Here is a 22,752-nt window from a genome sequence, read left to right on the forward strand (position 1 = left end):
GTATATAAAAACAGTATCATTGAGAGGTTAAGATCATGCCACGCCTTTACGAAATTGAAACAGCCTGCCGGGCGGCGATAGTCATCGAGCCCAACGGCAGGCGCACCATCACCACCAGGCGGTTTCTTCAGGAGCTGGAAAAAGTAAACTGGCACTGGTCGCCACGGCAGGCCAATCAGTGGATAGAGGGTTATGTGACGACATTCAAAGACGTCTCTACGCAAGAGGGTGACGACCGCACATTCCAGCTCTACAACCCGAACGGAGGTCTGTAATGGGGTTTGAATCGCCAGCGAAAGACTATATTGAGGATACCCTCACCGTCACGAAACTGTGCCGCGTGGATGCCAACTCCAAAATCGTCAAAACAGATTCCGGTTATGCCATTTTAGATCTGTCGCTGCGTCCGCAGCCTGGTGATTATGTTTTGATTCGTTACGATGGGATAACGGATTTCGGTCAGCTGCAGGGCCAATCGTTCATTACCCGTGATGGAGAAGCGATCGAGGGCGAGGGTGTGGAGGTTTACGGAGTGGTGACGTTCACCGTTAACGATCTGCGTCGAGATGACTGTCCGGTGTGAGAGGTGGTGGCTCTACGCCACCTTTCCATCTAAATAATCCGCCCACCATTGCATCATCTCTTTGCGCTTATCCAGGTACTGAGCATGGTTGTATATCCCGCGAATTGAGCCGCTGTTGGCGTGCGCGAGTTGTTTCTCTATCGCGTCCGCCGGCCACTCATGCTCATTCATTATCGTACTAAACTGGTGGCGGAACCCGTGGCCGCTCGCCAGTCCTTCATATCCTATCTGCCGTATGACAAGCAGAACGGCATTTTCACTGATGGATTTCTTTTTGTCGTTGCGTCCGGCGAAAACGAAATCCGATACTGGGCTGGTTATTGGCTTCAGAGCGTTGAGCAGATTGATTACCTGATCCGACATAGGCACAACGTGGACACGTCGCCCCTTCATCACTGCGGCATCGATAGTTATCATCCTGTTTTCAAAATCGACGTTCGCCCATTGCATAGACCTGAGCTCTTTAGTGCGAAGCACGGTATATTGCAAAACCTGTGTAGCAATTTTCGAAACTATGCTTCCTGAGAAACCTGACAGGGCCTTATTGAATGCTGGTATCTGATCTGCCGGCAGGAAAGGGTAGTTCTGCTTACGATAACCTTTCATCGCATCTGCAAGGTCTGGTGCAGGATTGTATTTTGCTCGTCCAGTAACGATTGCGTACCTGAATACTTCCCCGCATCGGCGCCGAGCTTTATTAGCTCGCTCCATCGCTCCTCGGTCTTCAAACCGGCGGATCACCTCAAGTATCCTCATTGGCTCTATTTCATTAATTTCCAGACCGCCAATCATCGGAAGTATGTCATCCTGGAACATGCGAGCCAGCTCGTTACCGTACCCCTCTGACCATACCTGCTTCTTATGCTCATACCATTCAAGATAAATTGCGCCGAAAGAGTTGTCTTTGACGGATAGCTTTTTAGCTTTGACCGGATCAACCCCCACCGAAACGTCTTTCCTCGCAGCCCACGCTTTATCTCTCGCCTCCTGCAATGACATAAGTGGGTACTTCCCTACAGTCAGAACCCTTTCTTTCCCATCAATTTTGTAGCGCAACTGCCAGACCTTTTTCCCGGATACGGGCACGTACAGGTAAAGGCCGTTGCTGTCGAGCAGTCGATACGGTTTATCTTTCGGCTTCGCCGCGTCGATTTGCTTGATGGTTAGCATGGGTAAAATTCCAGTGGGTAAAATTATTTACTCGTTTTTTACCCGCTCAAGCATGCGGCTGTCAACGACCTGAAGCGAACTATGGCGAACGGGTGTTTTATGGAGTGCTTGCTGTGTAAGGGTTTATGCGAACTATGCCGGAGGGTGGCGAACTGATAAGAAGTGTCCCCTGCAGGAATCGAACCTGCAACTAGCCCTTAGGAGGGGCTCGTTATATCCATTTAACTAAGGGGACGAAGCGGCGGGATTATAGCGTTTTTTTCCTTACAGGTTAAGCAGCTATCGGCTGACTGCTCAATCTATCGCCACTTAGCGTGTTTTTTTAGCTTTAGCCCGCGCTTTTTTCTCATTACTGATGTCGTTACGGATCTGGGCATGGCTGAGCAGGGCGAAAATAAACGTCCCGCCGCAAATATTGCCGGCCAGCGTCGGCAGGGCGAATGGCCAGATAAACTCCTGCCATGGCAGCGAGCCGTTGAAGACCAGATAAAATATCTCGACGCTGCCGACCACAATATGGGTGGTATCGGCGAGTGCAATAAGCCAGGTCATCATAATTATGACCACGATCTTTGCCGCACCGGCGGCGGGGAACATCCACACCATCGTTGCTACCAGCCAGCCGGAAATAATCGCGTTGGCAAACATTTCGCCCGGCGTGTTCTGCATGACCTTCAGGCTGATTTTCTCAAAGGCGTCGCGGGTGGCAGGGTCAAATATTGGCATAACATCAAAGGCCCAGGCGGCGATGGCCGTGCCGATGAGGTTGCCCGCCAGCACAATGCCCCACAGACGTAATAACAGGCCGACGTTACCGAGGGTGGGTTTATGCATGATTGGCAGCACGGCGGTCACGGTATTCTCGGTAAACAGCTGCTGGCGGGCCATGATAACGATGATAAAACCGAAGGTGTAGCCGAGGTTTTCCAGCAAATACCCGCCCGCTACGTCGGTAAGATGCACGTGAAAAATGCCTTTTGCTACCAGCGAGGCGCCCATCGACAGGCCCGCAGCGACCGCTGACCAAAGCAGAGCCATGCCGTCGCGCTCAAGCTCCTTCTGACCCTCCTGGCGGATCTCTTCATGCGTGGCCATGGCGCGAGAGGGCAGACGATCCTCATCCACCTCTATTTCCTCGCCCTGCTGTTTCTCGTCGCTCTCAACTTCTATCTCTTCTTTACCGCTGCGGCGATCGGGCGATTCCGGGTATGGAGTCATGCCGTTTCCCTCAATGATTTTTCATTATCATAAGCGTAGAGATATTTTCCGCGGACGGCGCTGGTGAACCTCCTATTTTTTGTGCAATGGCAAGAATAGCAATACGAATATTGCAAAATATGTATAGAATCAGGACGCAACGATTATACCAAAGAGGGCTATGCTGAAAGCAGGCACCAGAGTGCACCTTGCTTCGGGCGATATCTTCATGGAGGCTGCAGTCCCCGGATGACCCACAGCGATAGCCAAAATTAACAGGGAGACACACCTATGAATTATCGCCTGTCGGCGCTTGCGCTCGGCGCCACACTGCTGGTGGGATGTGCCAGTTCCAGCTCTGGCGATTCGCCACAGGGGCGTTCAGACCCGCTTGAAGGGTTTAACCGTACGATGTTCAACTTCAACTTTAACGTGGTGGATCCGTACGTTCTGCGTCCGGTAGCCGTGGCATGGCGTGACTATGTCCCGCAGCCGGCGCGTAATGGGCTGAGTAACTTTACCAGCAACCTTGAAGAACCGGCGGTGATGGCCAACTACTTCCTGCAGGGCGATCCCTATAAAGGTATGGTGCACTTTACCCGCTTCTTCCTTAACACTATTCTCGGGATGGGCGGCCTGATTGACGTCGCCGGAATGGCGAACCCGCAGCTGCAGCGCGTCGAGCCGCATCGCTTTGGTAGCACCCTGGGTCACTACGGTGTTGGCTATGGCCCGTACGTGCAGCTGCCGTTCTACGGAAGCTTTACGCTGCGTGATGAAGGCGGTGATATGGCCGATGGGCTCTATCCGGTGCTCTCCTGGCTGACCTGGCCAATGTCTATCGGTAAGTGGGCGGTTGAAGGGGTAGAGACCCGAGCCCAGCTGCTGGATTCCGATGGCCTGCTGCGCCAGTCCTCAGATCCGTATATCCTGGTGCGTGAAGCCTACTTCCAGCGCCATGACTTTATCGCGAGCGGCGGTAAGCTCACGCCGGCAGATAACCCGAACGCCCAGGCGATTGAGGGCGATCTGAAAGATATCGACTCGCAGTAATCTGTTGATATAAATAAAAAGGGTGAACATCGCGTTCACCCTTTTTTTATGCCGTCAGCTTATCAGAAGCGATAGTTGAAGTTTGCGCCGTACAGCCAGGCCTTGCCTTCAGAACGGAAGGTGTAAGGACCTTCTTTGATCTCTACGTGCTGGCCGTGCATGTAGGAGACGCCAACGTCTACGGATGCATCTTTATTGAAGGCGTAGGTGGTACCTGCGCTCAGCCACAGACGGTCCTGATCCGGAATGGAGATGGAGCGGTTAGAGGCTGGAACCGGGCTATCATCGAAGGCGATACCGCTACGGAAGGTCCAGTTATCGTCGTAGTAATAGGTGGTACCCAGCGCGATGCGGTAGGCATCCTTAAAGCTCTCATCTTTATAGAACAGCGTCTCGCCGTTGCTGCCGGTCGCTTTCAGCTCCTGGAACTGACTCCAGCTGGTGTAGGTCAGGCTATAGTGAACCGCCCACTGCGGTGCGACGCGGTTATAGCCGGACAGCTCCCACATTTCAGGCAGGTTCAGGGTCAGAGAACCATTGGTAGTCTGACCGTTGGTCCCGGCCGGAAGGCCGAAATTGCCGAGGATTTGGTTGTACGCTGAAGGCAGGCTGCTCTTGTAGTTACCGTCAAAGTCGATTTTCACTTCAGAACGGTAGGTGAAGCCATAGCGGTTATTCTTATCAAGTTCATAAAGAATACCGGCGTTCCAGCCGAAGCCCCAGGCGTTACCGTTCAGGTGCGCAATCTGCGTATCCGCAGGGATTTGCGATACCGGGCCCGCCAGCTGCGGCGGCAGGGCGCCTGAACCGGCAACGATCTGCCCCAGATCGCCCGCGTAGCGCTCGATCTTGGCCTTCGCATACACCGCATCAAACCCTAAGCCAAAGCTCCAGTGGCTGTCCAGGCGATAGGCGCCGCTCAGGTTGAAGTTGGCGGTGGTTAAATCGGTTTTCCCCCCCATGCTGCCGGCGGCATAATCGTCGGCGTACTCGGTAGCCAGACCGTAGTTAGAGGTAATCGATGCCCCCCAGCCAAACTGATCGTTAATCGGCGACACGAAGTGGAAGTTAGGTACCCATGCGGTTGGCGCAATATTTTTGGCGTTCAGGCTTTTGCCCGTTGGCGAGTTGCCCGACATGTTGACATCGGGATCGACAAATACCGCGCCCATAGACATGGTTGGACGATCGAACATCATAATCAATGCTGGGTTACGGCTGGCATTGCCCGCATCGTCAGCAATTGCACCTTCACCGGAATAGGCGCGACCAAGGCCTGATGAAGAGAATTCGTTTAACTGAAAGCCTGCTGACCAGGCCTGTGTGGAAACAAGTGCTACAGCCACTGCGAGGGCAGATTGGGTAAAGCGGGTTTTCTGGCTCATGCCCATAACCTCATTGAGTTATTTTTATTTAAACTATGTTACATGCCGTAACAGAAGCGCGAAGTGTAGGGTCTGCTTTACGACAGAGAAATCAGACCAGTGCGCTGATTATAGGTCTGACCAGATGAGATGTTGCAAGTTTGTTCATGGGATTTTTCAATTGTGATACGAAAAAAGCGATCCAGCCGGCAAATTTGCCTTCATCCAGGGGGGCTGATTCGGGTAATTCTTGTTTTGGATCATTTTTAAGTGTGATTTCGGTCACTTAGAGCCGTTGTCATCATTAACGACTGGAGGCACTCCTCGACCGGGCGTAAAATAAGCCTATTAATTGTCTGGCACCTTGCGTGCATATACAGAGGAAATCTACGATGAGTAAAGTTAGTGCAGATGAAACCCCGGTTTGCTGCTGTATGGATGTTGGCACCATTATGGACAACACCGATTGCACCGCCTCCTACAGTCGCGTGTTTGCCAACCGCGCTGAAGCCGACGAAACCCTGGCGGCGTTGAGCGAAAGAGCCCGCGGCGTTGAATCCGATCCGTGCAAAATTATCCCGACCTTTACCGAGGTTGAAGGCGGCGTGCAGCTGGATATCGATTTTGTATTCTGCTGCGAAGCGGAAACCCTGATTTTCCAGCTCGGACTGCGTTAATTCCGTTCTGACGCCCCCTTTCTGCGGGGCGTCATCTTCTCCTTTCAATGTGTTTTGGCTCCCACTTTTTTGCTTCTCCGATTGGCTTAATGTAAAAAATTAGTTAAAACTGTTATCAGGTCAGACCACTTGGTCTTATCGGTTAACAGGGGAAAGTTATGAGTCAGGCACTACCGCTTGTCACCCGTCAGGGCGATCGCATTGCCATCGTCAGCGGTTTACGTACGCCGTTTGCCCGTCAGGCAACGGTATTTCACGGCGTTCCCGCGATTGATTTGGGAAAAATGGTCATCAGTGAAATGCTGGCTCGCGGCGATATTCCCCCGCAGATCATTGAACAGCTGGTCTTTGGCCAGGTGGTACAGATGCCGGAAGCGCCGAATATTGCGCGCGAGATCGTGCTTGGCACCGGCATGAGCGTGCACACCGATGCCTATAGCGTCAGCCGCGCCTGTGCGACCAGCTTCCAGGCCGTCGCCAACGTAGCCGAAAGCCTGATGGCCGGAACGATCCGCGCGGGCATTGCCGGCGGCGCCGATTCCTCATCGGTGCTGCCTATCGGCGTAAGTAAAAAGCTGGCCCGCACGCTGGTGGATGCCAATAAGGCGCGCACCCTTGGCCAGCGGCTGAAGCTTTTTTCTCGCCTGCGCCTGCGCGATCTTTTACCGGTACCGCCCGCCGTCGCCGAATACTCGACCGGGCTGCGGATGGGCGATACCGCAGAGCAGATGGCAAAAAGCTGGGACATCAGCCGTGAACAGCAGGATGCACTGGCGCTTCGTTCCCATCAGCTGGCGGCCAAAGCCTGGGAGGAGGGAAAACTTTCGGCCGAAGTGATGACCGCCTACGCGCCGCCGTTCCGCGAGCCTGTAGAAAGCGATAACAATATTCGTAAGAATTCTACCCTTGCTGATTACCAAAAGTTACGTCCGGCCTTCGATCGCCAGCACGGCACGGTCACCGCGGCCAACAGTACGCCGTTAACCGACGGCGCCGCGGCGGTGATGATGATGACGGAATCCAGAGCTAAGGAGCTGGGGTTAACCCCGCTGGGCTATCTGCGCAGCTACGCCTTCACCGCCATCGGCGTTCAGCAGGACATGCTGCTGGGGCCGGCATGGTCAACACCTTTGGCGCTGGAAAGGGCGGGTCTGACCCTCGCCGATTTAACCCTTATCGATATGCATGAGGCTTTTGCCGCGCAAACGCTGGCCAACCTGAAGTGTCTGGCAAGCGATCGTTTTGCCCGCGAAGTGCTGGGCCGCTCGCAGGCCACTGGCGAAGTGGATGACAGCAAGTTTAACGTCCTCGGCGGCTCCATTGCTTACGGTCATCCCTTTGCCGCGACCGGCGCGAGGATGATCACGCAAACGCTGCACGAGCTGCGGCGCAGAGGGGGCGGGTTTGGTCTGGTCACCGCCTGTGCGGCGGGCGGTTTAGGCGCCGCCATGATTCTGGAGGTGGAGTAATGACTCCTGCATCGGCGTTTACTCTCGATATTCGTCCGGACAACGTGGCGGTTATTACCATCGATACGCCCGGCGAAAAAATGAATACCCTGAAGGCCGAGTTTGGCAGCCAGGTGCGGGCTATTATCCGCCAGATCCGCGATAACAAATCCCTGCGCGGCGTGGTGATCATTTCTGCTAAACCGGACAACTTCATCGCCGGGGCGGATATCAATATGATTGCCCGCTGTACCAGCGCGGAAGAGGCGGAGGCGCTGGCTCGTCAGGGGCAGCAGATCATGGCCGAGCTCCACGGGCTGACTATTCCGGTAATCGCCGCTATCCACGGCGCCTGCCTTGGCGGAGGCCTTGAGCTGGCGCTGGCCTGCCACGGGCGAGTTTGTAGCGATGATGATAAAACTCGCCTTGGTCTTCCTGAGGTGCAGCTGGGTTTGCTGCCGGGTTCCGGCGGCACGCAGCGGCTGCCGCGGTTGATTGGCGTCAGAAGCGCGCTGGAGATGATTCTCACTGGCAAACAGCTGCGCGCCAGACAGGCGCTTAAGGCCGGGCTGGTGGACGATGTGGTACCGCAGGCTATTTTACTGCAAACGGCGGTGGAGCTGGCGCTGAAAGGGCGTCCGGCAAGCCGCAATATGCCAATGCGCGAGCGCGTTCTTGCCGGCCCGCTAGGGCGTAATCTGCTGTTTCGCCTGGTGGCGAAGAAGACGCAGCAGAAGACCCAGGGCAACTATCCCGCCGCGAGAAAAATTCTTCAGGTCATTGAGAACGGGCTGGCTCATGGCTGCAGCAGCGGCTACGCCGAGGAGGCGAAAGCCTTCGGCGAGATGGCGATGACGCCGCAATCGCAGGCGCTGCGCTCTATTTTCTTTGCCAGCACCGAGCTGAAAAAAGATCGCGGCGCCGAGGCTGAAGCTGGGCCTTTAAACAGCGTCGCCGTTCTCGGCGGCGGCCTGATGGGCGGGGGAATAGCTTACGTTACCGCCAGCAAAGGCGGATTGCCGGTGCGAATCAAGGATATTCAGGCCAGCGGGATTAACCATGCTTTGAAGTACAGCTGGGCGCTGCTGGACAAGCAGGTGCGCCGCCGCTATATGCGCGCCAGCGAGCGCGACCGCCAGCTGGCGCTTATCTCCGGGACCACGGATTATCAAGGGTTTGCCCACCGCGACGTGGTGATTGAAGCCGTATTCGAGGACTTAGCGCTTAAACAGCGCATGGTCGCCGAAATAGAACAACATTGCGGCCCGGAGACGATCTTTGCCTCCAATACGTCTTCGCTGCCGATCGCCGGGATCGCGGCGCAGGCCAGCAGGCCTCAGCGGGTGATCGGCCTGCACTATTTCAGTCCGGTTGAAAAAATGCCGCTGGTGGAGGTTATCCCGCACCAGCATACGGACCCGCAGACCGTCGCCACGGTGGTCCGACTGGCAAAAATGCAGGGCAAAACGCCGATCGTGGTGGCGGATAAAGCTGGCTTCTACGTCAACCGGATTCTCGCCCCCTACATTAACGAAGCGATGCGTTTACTGATGGAAGGCGAACCCGTTGAGCATATCGATAACGCACTGGTTAAATTCGGTTTTCCTGTAGGGCCTATCCAACTGCTCGATGAAGTGGGTATCGACACCGGCACCAAAATTATTCCCGTTCTGGAATCGGCGTGGGGAGAACGTTTTAGCCCGCCTGCAAATATCATTGATGCGATCTTGAATGACGATCGCAAAGGCAGAAAAAATAGCCGCGGTTTCTATCTTTATGAGAAAAAAGGGCGTACAAGCAAAAAACGACCCGATGCGGCAATTTATTCGCTACTGGGGATTTCTGCCCCGCAGGCGCGATTGTCAGCGCAGCAGGTGGCGGAACGCTGTGTGATGATGATGCTCAATGAAGCGGCGCGCTGCTTCGATGAGCAGGTTATTCGCAGCGCCCGCGATGGCGATATCGGCGCCGTGTTTGGTATTGGCTTCCCGCCGTTTCTTGGCGGCCCATTCCGCTATATGGATACATCCGGGGCGGGTGAAGTGGTTGCAATTTTGCAGCGTCTGGCCGCTCAGTACGGCCCGCGTTTTACGCCATGTGAAAATTTATTGCGCATGGCCGAGCAGGGGGCGACATTTTGGCCCGCTGGCGAACGGACGACCTAAGTTCTGGTCAAAGAAGATAAATCCGACGATGAATGACGCTGTCGGTTGGCTGTTTTGTCAACAATCATTGACTATACTTACGCCACTGAGGTAAAAAACAGCGTTTCATTCGTTGGATGGATCAGGCACAATGCCCGGCCACTGAGTCGACTGCGTATTACCTTCGCGGGCAAGACTACGGTGCTTCTGGTTAACAAAAGCGGTGCAATATGCAAGTTTTTATCATGCGTCACGGCGACGCTGCCCTCGATGCAGCCAGTGACTCGGTTCGTCCATTAACCGCATGCGGTTGTGATGAGTCTCGTCAGATGGCAACCTGGCTGAAAGGTCAGAAAGTGGATATTAAGCGGGTTCTTGTGAGTCCTTATCTGCGTGCAGAACAGACGCTGGATATCGTAAGAGAGTGCATGAACCTGCCGAAGAACGTCGACGTCATGCCGGAGCTGACGCCGTGCGGCGACGTTGGCCTGGTCAACGCCTATCTTCAGGCGCTGGCGAATGAAGGTGTGGCAACGGCGCTGGTCGTTTCTCACCTGCCGTTGGTGGGGTACCTCGTCTCAGAGCTCTGCCCGGGAGAGACTCCTCCGATGTTCACGACCTCGGCCATTGCCTGCGTGACGCTCGATGACAACGGCAAGGGCGAATTCAACTGGCAGATGAGCCCCTGCAACCTGAAGATGGCGAAAGCTATCTAATCTCTCCCCGGAGCCGACGTATTACGGAAGCTCCGGCGGTTGCCACTCTTCAATCTCAATCAGCACCAGCAGTGCGGCGTCTCCGCCGTACTCTTTTGGCGCCTGATGGAAGGCCATAATATGCGGATGCTGCGCCAGCCATAATGGCGTTTGCTGCTTCAGAATATGCTTTCCGTGGCCGTGCATCACACAGGCGCAGAATACGTGCTCCCGGCGGCATGCGGCAATCAGCGCGCCCAGCTCCTGCTTTGCCTGCTGCTGGGTTAAACCATGCAGGTCAAGAAACAGCTCGGGCGAATAGTCTCCGCGGCGCAGCTTTTTCAACTCAAAGTGGCTCACGTCCGAACGGACGTATTTTACCGACCCCTCGGTATTCAGCAGCGGCTGAAATTCATCCGAAAAGTAGTGACTGTTGTCGGCCTGCTCCTGAAGCAGACGCTTCGGCGGCACTTCGGTTATTTTCTTGCGCAGCGGGCGGTGAACGATAGTGTCCTGCTTAATCTTACGCGTGCCGGTCATGAGCTGACGGAACAGCGTCTGATCCTCCACGCTAAGCGATGTTTTCTTTTTCATTGCCCACTCTCATCTTTTCTTTGCGCTAGTTTACCCGACCCGGAGTAGATCCAGGCAAGCAAAACGTACTTTTCCCCCTCTGCCTGACGTAAGAATGCTGATTTATCGCCGTCTTCGTGGCAAACTAGCCGCCGAATTTACAGTAGAGCGTGTCCTGGAGGATGGCGTGGATAAAATTTTTGTTGATGAAGCAGTCAATGAGCTGCAGACCATTCAGGACATGCTGCGCTGGGCGGTAAGCCGTTTCAGCGCGGCGAATATCTGGTACGGTCACGGCACCGACAACCCGTGGGACGAAGCGGTGCAGCTGGTGCTGCCATCGCTGTACCTGCCGCTGGACATCCCGGAAGACATGCGCATTGCGCGCCTGACCTCCAGTGAAAAGCACCGCATCGTTGAGCGCGTGATTCGCCGCGTCAACGAGCGCATTCCGGTCGCCTATCTGACCAACAAAGCCTGGTTCTGCGGCCATGAGTTTTACGTCGATGAACGCGTGCTGGTGCCGCGCTCGCCGATTGGCGAGCTTATCGAAAACCAGTTTGCCGGACTGATTGACCATCAGCCGCAGCACATCCTCGATATGTGCACCGGCAGCGGCTGTATCGCCATCGCCTGCGCCTATGCCTTCCCGCAAGCGGAAGTCGACGCGGTGGATATCTCCCCTGACGCGCTGGCCGTCGCCGAACAAAACGTGGAAGAGCACGGGCTGATTCATCAGGTTACGCCGATTCGCTCCGATCTGTTCCGCGATCTGCCGAAGGTGCAGTATGACCTGATCGTCACCAACCCACCGTACGTCGACGAAGAAGATATGTCCGATCTGCCGGGCGAATATCGGCATGAGCCGGTGCTCGGGCTGGCCTCAGGCAGCGACGGTCTGAAGTTAACCCGCCGCATCCTCGCCTGCGCCCCGGATTACCTCAACGATGACGGTATTCTGATTTGTGAAGTCGGTAACAGCATGGTACATCTGATTGAACAGTATCCGGATGTCCCGTTCACCTGGCTTGAGTTCGATAACGGCGGAGACGGCGTGTTTATGCTGACCAAACCGCAGCTGATCGCCGCCCGGGTGCATTTCGGTATTTATAAAGACTAAAAAGCAAAAACAACACGCAAACATGACGGAGCCGTGATGGCAGGAAATACAATTGGACAACTCTTTCGCGTAACCACCTTCGGCGAGTCGCACGGCCTGGCGCTGGGCTGCATCGTCGACGGCGTACCGCCGGGCATCCCGCTGACCGAAGCCGATCTGCAGCACGATCTGGATCGCCGCCGTCCCGGCACCTCGCGCTATACCACCCAGCGTCGCGAACCGGACCAGGTTAAGATCCTGTCCGGCGTATTCGAAGGCGTCACCACCGGCACCAGTATTGGCCTGCTGATTGAGAATACCGACCAGCGTTCGCAAGATTACGGTGCGATTAAAGACGTTTTTCGTCCCGGCCACGCGGATTACACCTACGAGCAGAAGTACGGCCTGCGCGATTATCGCGGCGGCGGACGCTCGTCGGCGCGCGAAACCGCGATGCGCGTTGCGGCAGGGGCGATCGCCAAGAAGTTCCTCGCGGAGAAGTTTGGCATCGTCATCCGCGGCTGCCTGACCCAGATGGGTGATATCCCGCTGGCCATTAAAGACTGGGAGCAGGTTGAACAGAACCCGTTCTTCTGTCCCGATCCGGATAAAATCGACGCGCTTGATGAGCTGATGCGCGGCCTGAAAAAAGAAGGTGACTCGATTGGCGCAAAAATCACCGTCGTAGCCGATGGCGTGCCTCCGGGACTCGGTGAGCCGGTATTCGACCGCCTGGATGCTGACATTGCCCACGCGCTGATGAGCATCAATGCGGTGAAAGGCGTTGAGATTGGCGACGGCTTTGAGGTGGTTAAGCTGCGCGGCAGCGAAAACCGTGATGAGATAACCAAAGCCGGTTTCCAGAGCAACCATGCGGGCGGCGTGCTCGGCGGGATCAGCAGCGGTCAGCAGATTGTCGCGCATATTGCGCTGAAGCCGACCTCCAGCATCACCGTTCCGGGGCATACCATTAACCGCTTTGGCGAAGAAGTCGAGATGATCACCAAAGGGCGGCACGATCCGTGCGTGGGGATCCGCGCGGTGCCGATCGCGGAAGCGATGCTGGCGATCGTGTTAATGGATCACTTTATGCGTCAACGCGCACAGAACGGCGACGTGACGACATCAATTCCACGCTGGTAATCGATGAAAAAAACCGTTATCGCTCTGCTGGCACTCGTGGCCAGCTCTGCCTGCACTGCGGCAACGCCGTGGCAAAAAATCACTCAGCCGATAGGCGGCAGCGCGCAGTCTATCGGCGCTTTTGCTAACGGCTGTATTGTAGGAGCCCAGGCGCTGCCGCTGAACTCGGTAAACTACCAGGTGATGCGTACCGACCAGCGCCGCTATTTCGGCCACCCCGATCTTGTCCGGTTTATCCAGCGCCTGAGCAATCAGGTGCATAGCCGGGGAATGGGCACGATGCTGATTGGCGATATGGGCATGCCCGCCGGCGGGCGTTTTAACGGTGGCCACGCCAGCCATCAGAGCGGCCTGGACGTGGATATTTTCCTCCAGCTGCCGCAGACGCGCTGGAGCCCGGCGCAGCTGCTGAAGCCGCAGGCGCTGGACCTGGTTTCCGGCGACGGCAAGCGCGTTGTCCCGGCGCGCTGGAGCCCGCAAATTAGCCAGCTGATCAAGCTGGCGGCGGAAGATAGCGAGGTCACGCGCATCTTCGTTAATCCGGCCATCAAACAGCAGCTCTGCCTTGATGCCGGAAGCGATCGCGACTGGCTGCATAAGGTTCGCCCGTGGTTCCAGCACCGTGCGCATATGCACGTTCGCCTGCGCTGCCCTGCCGGAAGCCTGGAGTGCGAAGAGCAGGCGCCGCCGCCTGCCGGCGATGGCTGCGGTGCTGAGCTGCAAAGCTGGTTCGAACCCCCGAAACCCGGAACAACCCCTCCTGTGAAGAAGACGCCGCCTCCGCTGCCGCCTTCCTGCCAGGCGCTACTGGATGAGCACGTTCTTTAATGGATAGTTTTATCAACCTGTTTATGGTTTCGCCCACGGTGCTGGTAGTGCTTTTTTTCGTCGCTATTCTCGCCGGGTTTATCGATTCTCTGGCCGGCGGCGGCGGGCTGTTGACCGTCCCGGCGTTGATGGCTGCGGGGCTTCCTCCGGCGCAGGCGCTGGCGACCAACAAGCTGCAGGCCTGCGGCGGCTCGCTCTCCGCGTCGCTCTACTTTATCCGCCGCAAGGTGGTGAACCTCGCCGATCAGAAGCTTAATATTGTGATGACCTTTATCGGCTCCACCGGCGGTGCGCTGCTGGTACAGCACGTGCAGTCCGATATCCTCAAGCAGATTTTGCCGATCCTGATTATCGGGATTGGCCTCTATTTTCTGCTGATGCCAAAATTAGGCGAGGCCGATCGCCAGCGTCGTTTGTACGGCCTGCCGTTCGCGCTTATCGCCGGCGGCTGCGTGGGTTTTTATGACGGCTTCTTCGGCCCGGGCGCCGGCTCGTTCTACGCTCTGGCCTTTGTGACCCTGGCGGGGTTCAACCTTGCAAAATCAACCGCTCATGCGAAGGTGCTCAACGCAACCTCCAACCTTGGCGGCCTGCTGCTGTTTATAATTGGCGGCAAAGTGATTTGGGCCACCGGATTCGTGATGATGGCGGGGCAGTTTATTGGCGCCCGCGCGGGCTCACGGCTGGTATTGAGCAAAGGGCAATCGCTGATTCGACCGATGATCGTGGTCGTGTCCGCAGTGATGAGTGCGAAACTTCTTTATGACAGCCACGGGGCGGAAATCCTACAGTGGTTGGGAATGAATTAATGCAACAGCAACACCATTATGAGCAGCTGATCGCTATTTTTGACGGCTGCTTCGCCGACAATTTTAATACCCGTCTGATTAAAGGCGATGACGAACCGATCTATCTTCCGGCTGATGACGACGTACCTTTTAACCGTATCGTCTTTGCCCACGGCTTTTATGCCAGCGGCCTGCACGAAATTTCGCACTGGTGTATTGCCGGGAAAGCGCGTCGTGAACTGGTTGATTTCGGCTACTGGTACTGCCCGGATGGCCGCGATGCGATGACCCAGTGTCAATTTGAAGATGTCGAAGTGAAGCCCCAGGCGTTTGACTGGCTATTTTGCGTGGCGGCGGGCTTCCCATTTAACGTCAGCTGCGACAACCTGGAAGGGGACGTCGAGCCCGATCGCATTGCCTTTCAGCGGCGGGTCCATGCCCAGGTCATGAGCTATCTGGAGCAGGGGATCCCGGAACGTCCGGCACGATTTATTCAGGCATTACAAAAATATTATCAAACGCCGCCACTGACGGCAGAACAATTTCCGTGGCCGGAAGACCTGCACTAAGGCCACGCTTTACACTAGAAGAGGAAAGACAATGCTCGCGGAGTTTGAATCACGCATTCTGGCGCTAATCGACGAAATGGTAGACCACGCCAGCGATGATGAACTGTTTGCCGGCGGCTATCTGCGTGGCCACCTGACGCTGGCGGTAGCCGAGCTGGAAGGCGGAGACGATCACTCGCCGCAGGCGATCAGTGACCGGGTTACTCATAGCCTGGAAAAAGCGATCGGCGCGGGAGAGCTTTCGCCGCCGGACCAGATCCTCGTTCAGGATATGTGGAATAAATTGTATCAGCAGGCAAAACGCTAAATAGCCTGCTCGATAGCCCTGGCCGCGCGTTGCGAGGTCGGGGAATAGCCCGGAGAGTGCCATCCGGGCTACCTCAACGGATTATTTCACCTCTTTTCCCTTCAGCAGTTTCCTCACCCATAGCCGATTAGGATTGAGCGCCGCCAGCGTTTCGCGATCCATTGGCAGCGGTTCACCGCTCATCTGTGCCGCCAGAATTTCCGCCGTTAACGGCGCGGAGCACAGCCCGCGCGATCCCAATGCCCCAAGAAGATAGAGATTGCTATGCACCGGCGCAGAGGGCGCATCCTCCTTCTGCTCGGCAAGCTGAGCGTACCGGGCCAGGGTGGCATCATAGTCCGGCACGTTGCCGACCATCGGTAAATGGTCGCGGGTGGCGCAGCGCACACCGCAGCGGGCCTCGTTGGCGCTGATATCGACCTCCTGGGCCCACTGCGCATCGGGGAAGCAGTCTACCAAACGCTGACGGTTCTGCTGCTGGTCCTCGGCGCTGAACGCCGTTTCCGTCTGCCCGCGATGATAGCTGGCTCCGATACAGTGCTGCTGGTTACGCGGGTTTTGCGGCGTCAGGTAGCCGTCATAGCACAGCACCTGGCGCAGCTGAGAAAGCTCCGGCGTTGTCGGGATATGGCTAACCTGGCCGCCCACCGGATAGGCCGGCAGCTGCGCGGTTTGGCTGAAGGTTGTCAGCTGATGGCCGTTCGCCAGTACCACCACGGCATGCTGCTGGCGCTGGTTCAGCTGCCAGCCGTCGCCCTCGGCGGTGAGCGTCTCCACCTTAAAGCCATAGCGCGCGTGCAGCCCTCGGGTCGCCGCCAGCGCGAGGAGTTCGGCCGTCAGCTGCTGCGGGCAGAGCCAGCCTCCTGCGGGATAGGCGATCCCGCCGCAGCCGGTCTCGACGCCGGTCGCCTGCGCCACCGCTTCGGCGCTGACGACGGCGGCAATTTCCGCTGGCAGATTGAGCTCAAGCATCCGGGCGATTTTTTGCCCGCTTTTCTCATCCCAGGCGAGCTGCGTCACGCCGCACCACTGGTGGTCGAAGGTGACCGGCAGCGCATCGTAAATCCTGCGCGCGAAGGTAAATGCGGCGGGGAAGAAGCGGGTCAGGGCCGGGTCGTGCTGGCTGAGCAAAGGATACAGAGCTCCCTGACGGTTGCCGGATGCGCCTTTGGCAGGGGCATCGTCGGCGCAATAGAGCGTCACCTGCCAGCCGCGGCGCAGCAGCGCGAGTGACAGCAGGGCGCTGGCAATCCCACCGCCGATAATCGCCACCTCGCGTTTTTCGCTGGCGGTGCGGGCAAACCACGGCGCGCGCGCGGGCAGGTTCAGCTCGCGGCTCATCTCGCCGATCAGCATCTCTCGCTTGCGGCCGAAACCTTTATGCTTATGCATAGTGAAGCCGGCTTCCTGCAGGCCGCGACGCACGAAGCCTGCGGAGGTGAAGGTCGCCAGGGTTCCGCCCGGTTTTGCCAGACGGGCCATGGCCGCGAAGAGCTCTGGCGTCCACATATCCGGGTTTTTTGCCGGCGCAAACCCGTCGAGAAACCAGGCATCGACCTGCTGATTGAGAGAGTCATCAAGCTCAAGGGTCAGCTCGTTGATATCGCCGAACCATAAATCGAGGGTCACGCGTCCGTCATCAAGCAGCAGCCGGTGGCAGCCGGCAACGGGCAGCGGCCACTGGGCCTGCAGCTGCTCCGCCCACGGCGCCAGCTCCGGCCAGTGCTGGTGGGAGAGGGCCAGATCGGCGGCGGTGAGCGGAAATTTTTCAAAACTGATGAAATGTAATCTTTGCAGGGTAGCTTCGGGGTAGTCACGGTGAAAAACGTCGAACGCCTGCCACAGCGTAAGGAAGTTGAGGCCGGTGCCGAATCCGCTCTCCGCCACCACAAACAGCGGCTGTGAATGCACAGGAAAGCGTTCACCGAGGCGGTTGCCGCCGAGAAAAACGTAGCGGGTCTCTTCCAGACCGTTGTCATTGGAAAAGTACACGTCGCCGAAATCTCGGGAAACAGGTGTACCCTCAGCGTTGAATTCCAGGTTGGCAGGTTGTATGGCGTTTTGTTTCACGTAAGTTACTCGAATCTCAAGGCGTAGAACGATCTTAACGATGTGTGCCGGGAGGCGCAAATTTATACACAAAATGGCTGATCGGACTTGTTCGGCGTACAAGTGTACGCTATTGTGCGACTCGAAACTTAAAATAGTGCGACTTACAGAGGTATTGAATGAAACGTGCAGTGATTACTGGCTTGGGCATCGTTTCCAGCATCGGTAACAACCAGCAGGAAGTCCTGGCATCTCTGCGTGAAGGACGTTCAGGGATCACTTTCTCTCAGGAATTTCAAGATTCAGGTATGCGCAGCCACGTATGGGGCAACGTTAAGCTGGATACCACCGGTCTGATCGACCGTAAAGTGGTTCGCTTTATGAATGATGCTTCCATCTACGCCTATCTCTCAATGCAGCAGGCTGTAGAAGACGCTGGATTGAAAGAAGAAGTTTATCAAAATAACCCGCGCGTCGGTCTGATCGCCGGTTCCGGCGGCTCTTCAAAATATCAGGTGTTTGGCGCCGATGCGATGCGTAGTTCGCGCGGCCTGAAGGCCGTTGGCCCGTACGTGGTGACCAAAGCGATGGCCTCTGCCGTTTCTGCCTGCCTGGCCACACCGTTCAAAATCCACGGCGTCAACTACTCTATCAGCTCCGCCTGTGCGACTTCCGCACACTGTATCGGCAATGCCGTAGAGCAGATTCAGCTGGGCAAACAGGATATCGTTTTTGCCGGCGGCGGCGAAGAGCTGTGCTGGGAAATGGCCTGCGAATTCGACGCAATGGGCGCGCTGTCCACCAAATACAATGAAACCCCTGACAAAGCGTCCCGTACCTATGATGCGAACCGCGACGGTTTCGTTATCGCTGGCGGCGGCGGTATGGTTGTAGTTGAAGAGCTGGAGCACGCTCTGGCACGCGGCGCGCACATCTATGCGGAAATCGTCGGCTACGGCGCAACGTCCGATGGCGCTGACATGGTTGCCCCGTCTGGCGAAGGCGCAGTCCGCTGCATGCACATGGCGATGCAGGGCGTTGACACCCCGATTGATTACCTGAACTCCCACGGTACCTCAACGCCGGTTGGCGACGTGAAAGAGCTGGGTGCAATCCGTGAAGTCTTCGGTGATAACAGCCCGGCAATCTCCGCAACGAAAGCGATGACCGGCCACTCGCTGGGCGCCGCTGGCGTACAGGAAGCTATCTACTCTCTGCTGATGTTGGAACACGGCTTTATCGCTCCAAGCATCAACATCGACGAGATGGACGAGCAGGCCGCAGGCCTGAACATCGTGACTAAGCCGACTGAACGTGCGCTGACCACCGTGATGTCCAACAGCTTCGGTTTTGGCGGCACCAATGCCACCCTGGTGATGCGTAAACACGACGCATAGTCAGTCAGTAATTGAAAAGGGAGCCAGCAGGCTCCCTTTTTTGCATTATTGAGAGAGCCTGGCGCAGGGAGGCACACTCACCTCGTCTTACTCTGCGAACTGGAGTAAAGCATGTCCGCAGCGACAAAAAAAACGAATCCCTCTTCGGCGAATATTTCGCTATTTCGCATTACGTTCTCCGTATTTCTGACCTACATGACCGTTGGCCTTCCGCTGCCAGTGATCCCCCTTTTTGTGCACCACGAGCTCGGTTTTGGCAACACGATGGTTGGCATCGCCGTTGGAATACAGTTTCTGGCGACGGTTCTGACGCGAGGCTACGCCGGTCGCCTCGCCGACCAGTACGGGGCGAAACGCTCGGTGCTGCAGGGGATGCTCGCCTGCGCGCTGGCCGGCGCCGCGTGGCTGCTGGCGGCGCTCCTGCCGGTATCGATTGTGGCGAAATTTGCGCTGCTGGTGCTGGGCCGCCTGATCCTTGGCTTTGGCGAAAGCCAGCTGCTAACCGGTAACCTGAGCTGGGGGCTGGGCCTCGTCGGGCCGTCGCGCTCGGGGAAAGTCATGTCATGGAACGGAATGGCCATCTACGGATCGCTGGCGGCCGGCGCCCCGCTGGGGCTGCTGATTTACACGCAGTACGGCGTTGCCGTGCTGGCCTGCGTCACCATGGCGCTGCCGCTCCTTGCCCTCGCGATTAACGGCACGGTCCGCAAGGTTCCGGCGCACGGCGGCGAACGTCCGTCGCTGTGGAGCGTTGTCGGTATGATCTGGCGTCCGGGGATTGGCCTTGGCCTGCAGGGCGTCGGATTTGCGGTGATTGGTACCTTCGTCTCGCTCTACTTCTCCAGCAACGGCTGGGCGATGGCCGGCTTTACGTTGACCGCTTTTGGCGGTGCTTTCGTGCTGATGCGCATCCTGTTTGGCTGGATGCCCGATCGCTTTGGCGGGGTCAAGGTGGCGATGGTCTCGCTGCTGATTGAGGCCGCTGGCCTGACGCTGCTGTGGCTGGCGCCGGATGCCTGGACCGCCTTAGCGGGCGCCGCGCTGACCGGCTGCGGCTGTTCGCTTATCTTCCCGTCGCTGGGCGTGGAGGTGGTGAAACGCGTTCCGCCACAGGTGCGGGGCACCGCGCTCGGCGGCTATGCGGCATTTCAGGATATTTCCTACGGTATTAGCGGTCCGCTTGCCGGGCTGCTGGCGACTTCTCTGGGATACTCATCCGTCTTCCTGGCTGCTGCCATCTGCGCCGCGCTGGGTATCGTCGTTACCCTGATATCACTACGAAAATAGCCTTATGGCTCGGCCCTCGGTGAGTGAGGGCCGATCGCCTCATGCGGGCGTTATCGCAACGGTGACTTTAGCCGCCCGGCGACGGCGTTTCTCTGGCGGCAGGCGCTACGCAACCATCAGCCATATCAGCGCCAGCGCGACCAGCGCCAGCAGGATAAGCCACGGCTTTTTGAGCCGCGCGGAGAGCGAGGTGGCCTCCGTTTGTAGCGAGGGGATCGCCAGGGTTTCCTGGGCCCGCGCCACGCGCAGCACGAAAACTTTGTTTAACAGCGTCAGGATCTGGCTGGCGCTCAGCGTCGACTGCGGCGTCACGTGCCAGCTGTTGCGGGCAAAATCGGCGATCTTCTGCCACTCCTGCGCTTCAAGCGGCTGCTTCAGCGCGGCCTGCAGCGAGTTGAGTGTCGGGCTGGCCTGGGTGCTTAGCGTTTGTCGCGCCTGAAGCCAGTAGGAGAGCGGGGTAAAATGCGTTGCCGGGATCAGCTCGCCGGTTTTCACGCCGCACAGCTCCAGCATTGATTGCCAGATAAGCTTGCCGGGCTCGCCGGTTGCGGCGCCAAGGCGGGTCACCAGCTGATTCAGCGTGTTGTGCTCCGCCGGCAGCAGCGGGCGCAGCGTAGGCTGACGCTGCTGAGGCGACGGAATCGACAGCTGGCCGTTTTGCAGCAGCTGTAGCACGTTCTCAAGCTGCTGCTGGGTCAGCGCGTGTAGCGTAGTTTGCCCATAATTCTGGCGAATATAATCGCTCACCGCCTGACGATTGTTGCCCTGGCTCAGCAGCTCGCCGAGCTGCGCCAGAGTCTGACGGTGGTGATGGTTTTGCTGCGCAACGGTCAGGCGCTGGTTCAGGTGGCTTTCGGCGGCGTCAAAGTGGCATGCCAGCAGCGGCGCATCGCCTTTCAGTCCCAGATCGTGCTTGATTCCGGCCCACACTTCCGCGTTCTGCTGCGATGTTAGCGCCACCAGGCGCGTGATCAGTCGCTCGAGAACGGTGCGTTGTTGGGTGGTCAGCGAAAGCTCCCCGGTGACGGGCGCACCGGAGGGAGCCGTCCCCGGAGGGCGATCGGACATACCTGAAACGGGTTGTGTCATGATTAATCCTTTCCGTATTACTGTACTGAGGCCCGGTGATGATGTTCCTGGCGGCGAGATTATGGCACACTTCCCCGGTTTACTCTCGTTCTCAGACAGGTACTGAACCGTGAAAATCCTCGTTGATGAAAATATGCCCTATGCCCGTGAGCTTTTTAGCCGTTTGGGCGAGGTGAGGGCGGTCCCCGGCCGCCCAATTCCGGCTGAAGCGCTGACCGATGCCGACGCGCTGATGGTCCGCTCCGTCACTAAAGTCAATGAAGCGCTGCTTGCCGGTAAGGCTATTCAGTTCGTCGGCACCGCGACCGCGGGCACCGATCATGTCGATCAGGCGTGGCTCCAGCAGGCGGGGATTGGTTTTTCCGCTGCGCCCGGCTGTAACGCGATTGCGGTGGTTGAGTATGTTTTCTCGGCGCTGCTGATGCTGGCCGAGCGCGACGGCTTTGCGCTGACCGATCGTACCGTCGGGATCGTGGGAGTGGGCAACGTCGGCGGACGGCTGCAAAAACGTCTTGAAGCGCTGGGGATTAAAACGCTACTTTGCGATCCGCCGCGCGCGGATCGCGGTGATGAGGGCGATTTCCGCAGCCTCGACGAGCTGGTTCAGCAGGCCGATGTGCTGACGTTCCACACGCCTTTATATAAAGAAGGGCAGTACAAGACGCTGCACCTCGCGGATGAGGCGCTGATTAGCCGTCTGAAGCCGGGAACGGTGTTAATTAACGCCTGCCGTGGTCCGGTGGTGGATAACGGTGCGCTGCTGAAGCGCCTGCAGGCTGGGCAGCCGCTGAGCGTGGTGCTGGACGTCTGGGAGCCGGAGCCGGATCTTAACCTTGAGCTGCTGGATCGCGTGGATATCGGTACCGCGCATATCGCGGGCTATACCCTTGAAGGGAAAGCGCGCGGGACGACCCAGGTGTTTGAAGCCTACAGCGCGTTTATCGGCCATCCGCAGCAGGTTGCGCTGGATACCCTGCTGCCGGCGCCGGAGTTTGGACGTATCACCCTCCACGGCGCGCTCGATCAGGCAACCCTGAAAAGGCTGGTCCATTTGGTGTATGATGTGCGCCGCGACGATGCGCCGCTGCGAAAAGTGGCCGGTGCTGCGGGTGAATTTGACAAGCTGCGCAAAAATTACCAGGAACGCCGTGAATGGTCTTCGCTGTACGTACAGTGCAGCGATGAGCAGGCGGCGACGCTGTTGCGCCAGCTCGGCTTTAATGCCATACATCATCCTGTTCGTTAATATCTTCTTAATGACCCTGTTGGATACTCCTGCAGGGTCGCTTTTT

General features: G+C 57.4%; 23 protein-coding genes and 1 tRNA gene. 16 read left to right on the forward strand and 8 right to left on the reverse strand.

Going from position 1 to position 22,752, the window contains the following annotated elements; translation table 11 throughout:
- The first annotated feature begins 35 nt into the window (after window positions 1-35).
- Both GVK32_RS11570 and GVK32_RS11575 read left to right on the forward strand, forming a co-directional pair.
- Complete coding sequence (locus tag GVK32_RS11570; protein ID WP_159865776.1) at window positions 36-275, forward strand: DNA polymerase V; 240 nt, start codon at window positions 36-38, stop codon at window positions 273-275.
- Window positions 275-583, forward strand: coding sequence for a hypothetical protein (locus GVK32_RS11575; RefSeq protein WP_227697807.1), 309 nt, complete (start codon window positions 275-277; stop codon window positions 581-583). The genes GVK32_RS11570 and GVK32_RS11575 overlap by 1 nt, the downstream gene beginning before the upstream one ends.
- Window positions 584-595: 12 nt before the next feature.
- Here the strand turns inward: GVK32_RS11575 and GVK32_RS11580 are convergent, their stop codons facing one another.
- The 3 genes from GVK32_RS11580 to GVK32_RS11590 form a co-directional block, all read right to left on the reverse strand.
- Complete coding sequence (locus tag GVK32_RS11580; protein WP_159865779.1) at window positions 596-1,753, reverse strand: tyrosine-type recombinase/integrase; 1,158 nt, start codon at window positions 1,751-1,753, stop codon at window positions 596-598.
- A 163-nt stretch (window positions 1,754-1,916) separates the two neighbouring features.
- Window positions 1,917-1,988 (reverse strand) — tRNA-Arg (locus GVK32_RS11585).
- 74 nt (window positions 1,989-2,062) lie between these two features.
- Window positions 2,063-2,971 (reverse strand): formate/nitrite transporter family protein, encoded by a 909-nt coding sequence (locus GVK32_RS11590; RefSeq protein WP_159865782.1) that lies wholly within the window; start codon window positions 2,969-2,971, stop codon window positions 2,063-2,065.
- Between the two features lie 270 nt (window positions 2,972-3,241).
- Between GVK32_RS11590 and mlaA the strand changes: the two genes are divergently transcribed.
- On the forward strand, window positions 3,242-4,003 hold the full coding sequence (gene mlaA / locus GVK32_RS11595) for a phospholipid-binding lipoprotein MlaA (RefSeq protein ID WP_159865785.1): 762 nt from the start codon (window positions 3,242-3,244) through the stop codon (window positions 4,001-4,003).
- Between the two features lie 62 nt (window positions 4,004-4,065).
- On the opposite strand, the gene fadL is transcribed toward mlaA, so the two are convergent.
- A complete protein-coding gene (gene fadL / locus GVK32_RS11600; RefSeq protein ID WP_200842868.1) occupies window positions 4,066-5,388 on the reverse strand; it encodes a long-chain fatty acid transporter FadL in 1,323 nt (440 codons plus the stop codon).
- A 91-nt stretch (window positions 5,389-5,479) separates the two neighbouring features.
- A complete protein-coding gene (locus GVK32_RS11605; RefSeq protein ID WP_159865791.1) occupies window positions 5,480-5,653 on the reverse strand; it encodes a hypothetical protein in 174 nt (57 codons plus the stop codon).
- Window positions 5,654-5,759: 106 nt separating this feature from the next.
- Between GVK32_RS11605 and GVK32_RS11610 the strand changes: the two genes are divergently transcribed.
- The 4 genes from GVK32_RS11610 to sixA all read left to right on the forward strand — a co-directional run bounded on the left by GVK32_RS11610 (window position 5,760) and on the right by sixA (window position 10,352).
- Window positions 5,760-6,044, forward strand: coding sequence for a YfcZ/YiiS family protein (locus tag GVK32_RS11610; RefSeq protein WP_041146616.1), 285 nt, complete (start codon window positions 5,760-5,762; stop codon window positions 6,042-6,044).
- A gap of 158 nt (window positions 6,045-6,202) precedes the next feature.
- Window positions 6,203-7,513, forward strand: a complete 1,311-nt coding sequence (gene fadI, locus GVK32_RS11615) for an acetyl-CoA C-acyltransferase FadI (protein ID WP_159865794.1) — start codon at window positions 6,203-6,205, stop codon at window positions 7,511-7,513.
- Window positions 7,513-9,657, forward strand: coding sequence for a fatty acid oxidation complex subunit alpha FadJ (gene fadJ, locus GVK32_RS11620; RefSeq protein ID WP_159865797.1), 2,145 nt, complete (start codon window positions 7,513-7,515; stop codon window positions 9,655-9,657). Before fadI ends, fadJ begins: the two co-directional genes overlap by 1 nt.
- A gap of 209 nt (window positions 9,658-9,866) precedes the next feature.
- Window positions 9,867-10,352, forward strand: coding sequence for a phosphohistidine phosphatase SixA (gene sixA, locus GVK32_RS11625; protein WP_159865800.1), 486 nt, complete (start codon window positions 9,867-9,869; stop codon window positions 10,350-10,352).
- A 21-nt stretch (window positions 10,353-10,373) separates the two neighbouring features.
- On the opposite strand, the gene smrB is transcribed toward sixA, so the two are convergent.
- Window positions 10,374-10,925 (reverse strand): endonuclease SmrB, encoded by a 552-nt coding sequence (gene smrB, locus GVK32_RS11630; protein WP_045856128.1) that lies wholly within the window; start codon window positions 10,923-10,925, stop codon window positions 10,374-10,376.
- A gap of 166 nt (window positions 10,926-11,091) precedes the next feature.
- Between smrB and prmB the strand changes: the two genes are divergently transcribed.
- The 6 genes from prmB to GVK32_RS11660 are packed head-to-tail and all read left to right on the forward strand — an operon-like array spanning window position 11,092 to window position 15,638.
- Entirely contained in the window at window positions 11,092-12,024 is a 933-nt protein-coding gene (gene prmB, locus GVK32_RS11635) for a 50S ribosomal protein L3 N(5)-glutamine methyltransferase (protein ID WP_041146611.1), read from the forward strand.
- Between the two features lie 36 nt (window positions 12,025-12,060).
- Window positions 12,061-13,146 (forward strand): chorismate synthase, encoded by a 1,086-nt coding sequence (gene aroC / locus GVK32_RS11640; RefSeq protein WP_041146610.1) that lies wholly within the window; start codon window positions 12,061-12,063, stop codon window positions 13,144-13,146.
- 3 nt (window positions 13,147-13,149) lie between these two features.
- Window positions 13,150-13,974, forward strand: coding sequence for a penicillin-insensitive murein endopeptidase (mepA, locus tag GVK32_RS11645; protein WP_159865803.1), 825 nt, complete (start codon window positions 13,150-13,152; stop codon window positions 13,972-13,974).
- Entirely contained in the window at window positions 13,974-14,783 is an 810-nt protein-coding gene (locus GVK32_RS11650; protein ID WP_159865806.1) for a sulfite exporter TauE/SafE family protein, read from the forward strand. The genes mepA and GVK32_RS11650 overlap by 1 nt, the downstream gene beginning before the upstream one ends.
- A complete protein-coding gene (locus tag GVK32_RS11655; protein ID WP_159865809.1) occupies window positions 14,783-15,331 on the forward strand; it encodes an elongation factor P hydroxylase in 549 nt (182 codons plus the stop codon). The genes GVK32_RS11650 and GVK32_RS11655 overlap by 1 nt, the downstream gene beginning before the upstream one ends.
- Window positions 15,332-15,362: 31 nt before the next feature.
- Window positions 15,363-15,638, forward strand: a complete 276-nt coding sequence (locus tag GVK32_RS11660; protein WP_041146606.1) for a YfcL family protein — start codon at window positions 15,363-15,365, stop codon at window positions 15,636-15,638.
- An 81-nt stretch (window positions 15,639-15,719) separates the two neighbouring features.
- On the opposite strand, the gene mnmC is transcribed toward GVK32_RS11660, so the two are convergent.
- Complete coding sequence (gene mnmC / locus GVK32_RS11665; RefSeq protein WP_200842869.1) at window positions 15,720-17,708, reverse strand: bifunctional tRNA (5-methylaminomethyl-2-thiouridine)(34)-methyltransferase MnmD/FAD-dependent 5-carboxymethylaminomethyl-2-thiouridine(34) oxidoreductase MnmC; 1,989 nt, start codon at window positions 17,706-17,708, stop codon at window positions 15,720-15,722.
- A 158-nt stretch (window positions 17,709-17,866) separates the two neighbouring features.
- On the opposite strand from mnmC, the gene fabB reads away from it, so the two are divergent.
- Together fabB and GVK32_RS11675 are read left to right on the forward strand one after the other, a co-directional pair.
- Window positions 17,867-19,084, forward strand: coding sequence for a beta-ketoacyl-ACP synthase I (fabB, locus tag GVK32_RS11670; RefSeq protein ID WP_159865815.1), 1,218 nt, complete (start codon window positions 17,867-17,869; stop codon window positions 19,082-19,084).
- A gap of 111 nt (window positions 19,085-19,195) precedes the next feature.
- The gene (locus tag GVK32_RS11675) at window positions 19,196-20,371 is read left to right on the forward strand and encodes an MFS transporter (protein ID WP_159865818.1); all 1,176 of its coding nucleotides are present in this window, start codon (window positions 19,196-19,198) and stop codon (window positions 20,369-20,371) included.
- Between the two features lie 105 nt (window positions 20,372-20,476).
- On the opposite strand, the gene flk is transcribed toward GVK32_RS11675, so the two are convergent.
- Complete coding sequence (flk, locus tag GVK32_RS11680) at window positions 20,477-21,460, reverse strand: flagella biosynthesis regulator Flk (protein ID WP_159865821.1); 984 nt, start codon at window positions 21,458-21,460, stop codon at window positions 20,477-20,479.
- A 109-nt stretch (window positions 21,461-21,569) separates the two neighbouring features.
- Here flk and pdxB point away from each other — a divergent pair, with 109 nt between their 5' ends.
- Window positions 21,570-22,706 carry a 4-phosphoerythronate dehydrogenase PdxB gene (gene pdxB / locus GVK32_RS11685; protein WP_159236768.1) on the forward strand — a complete coding sequence of 379 codons (1,137 nt, stop codon included), beginning with the start codon at window positions 21,570-21,572 and terminating at the stop codon, window positions 22,704-22,706.
- The last annotated feature ends 46 nt before the right edge of the window (window positions 22,707-22,752 follow it).

It is taken from the genome of Klebsiella sp. 18074 (assembly GCF_902705905.1).
Taxonomy (GTDB): domain Bacteria; phylum Pseudomonadota; class Gammaproteobacteria; order Enterobacterales; family Enterobacteriaceae; genus Klebsiella; species Klebsiella terrigena.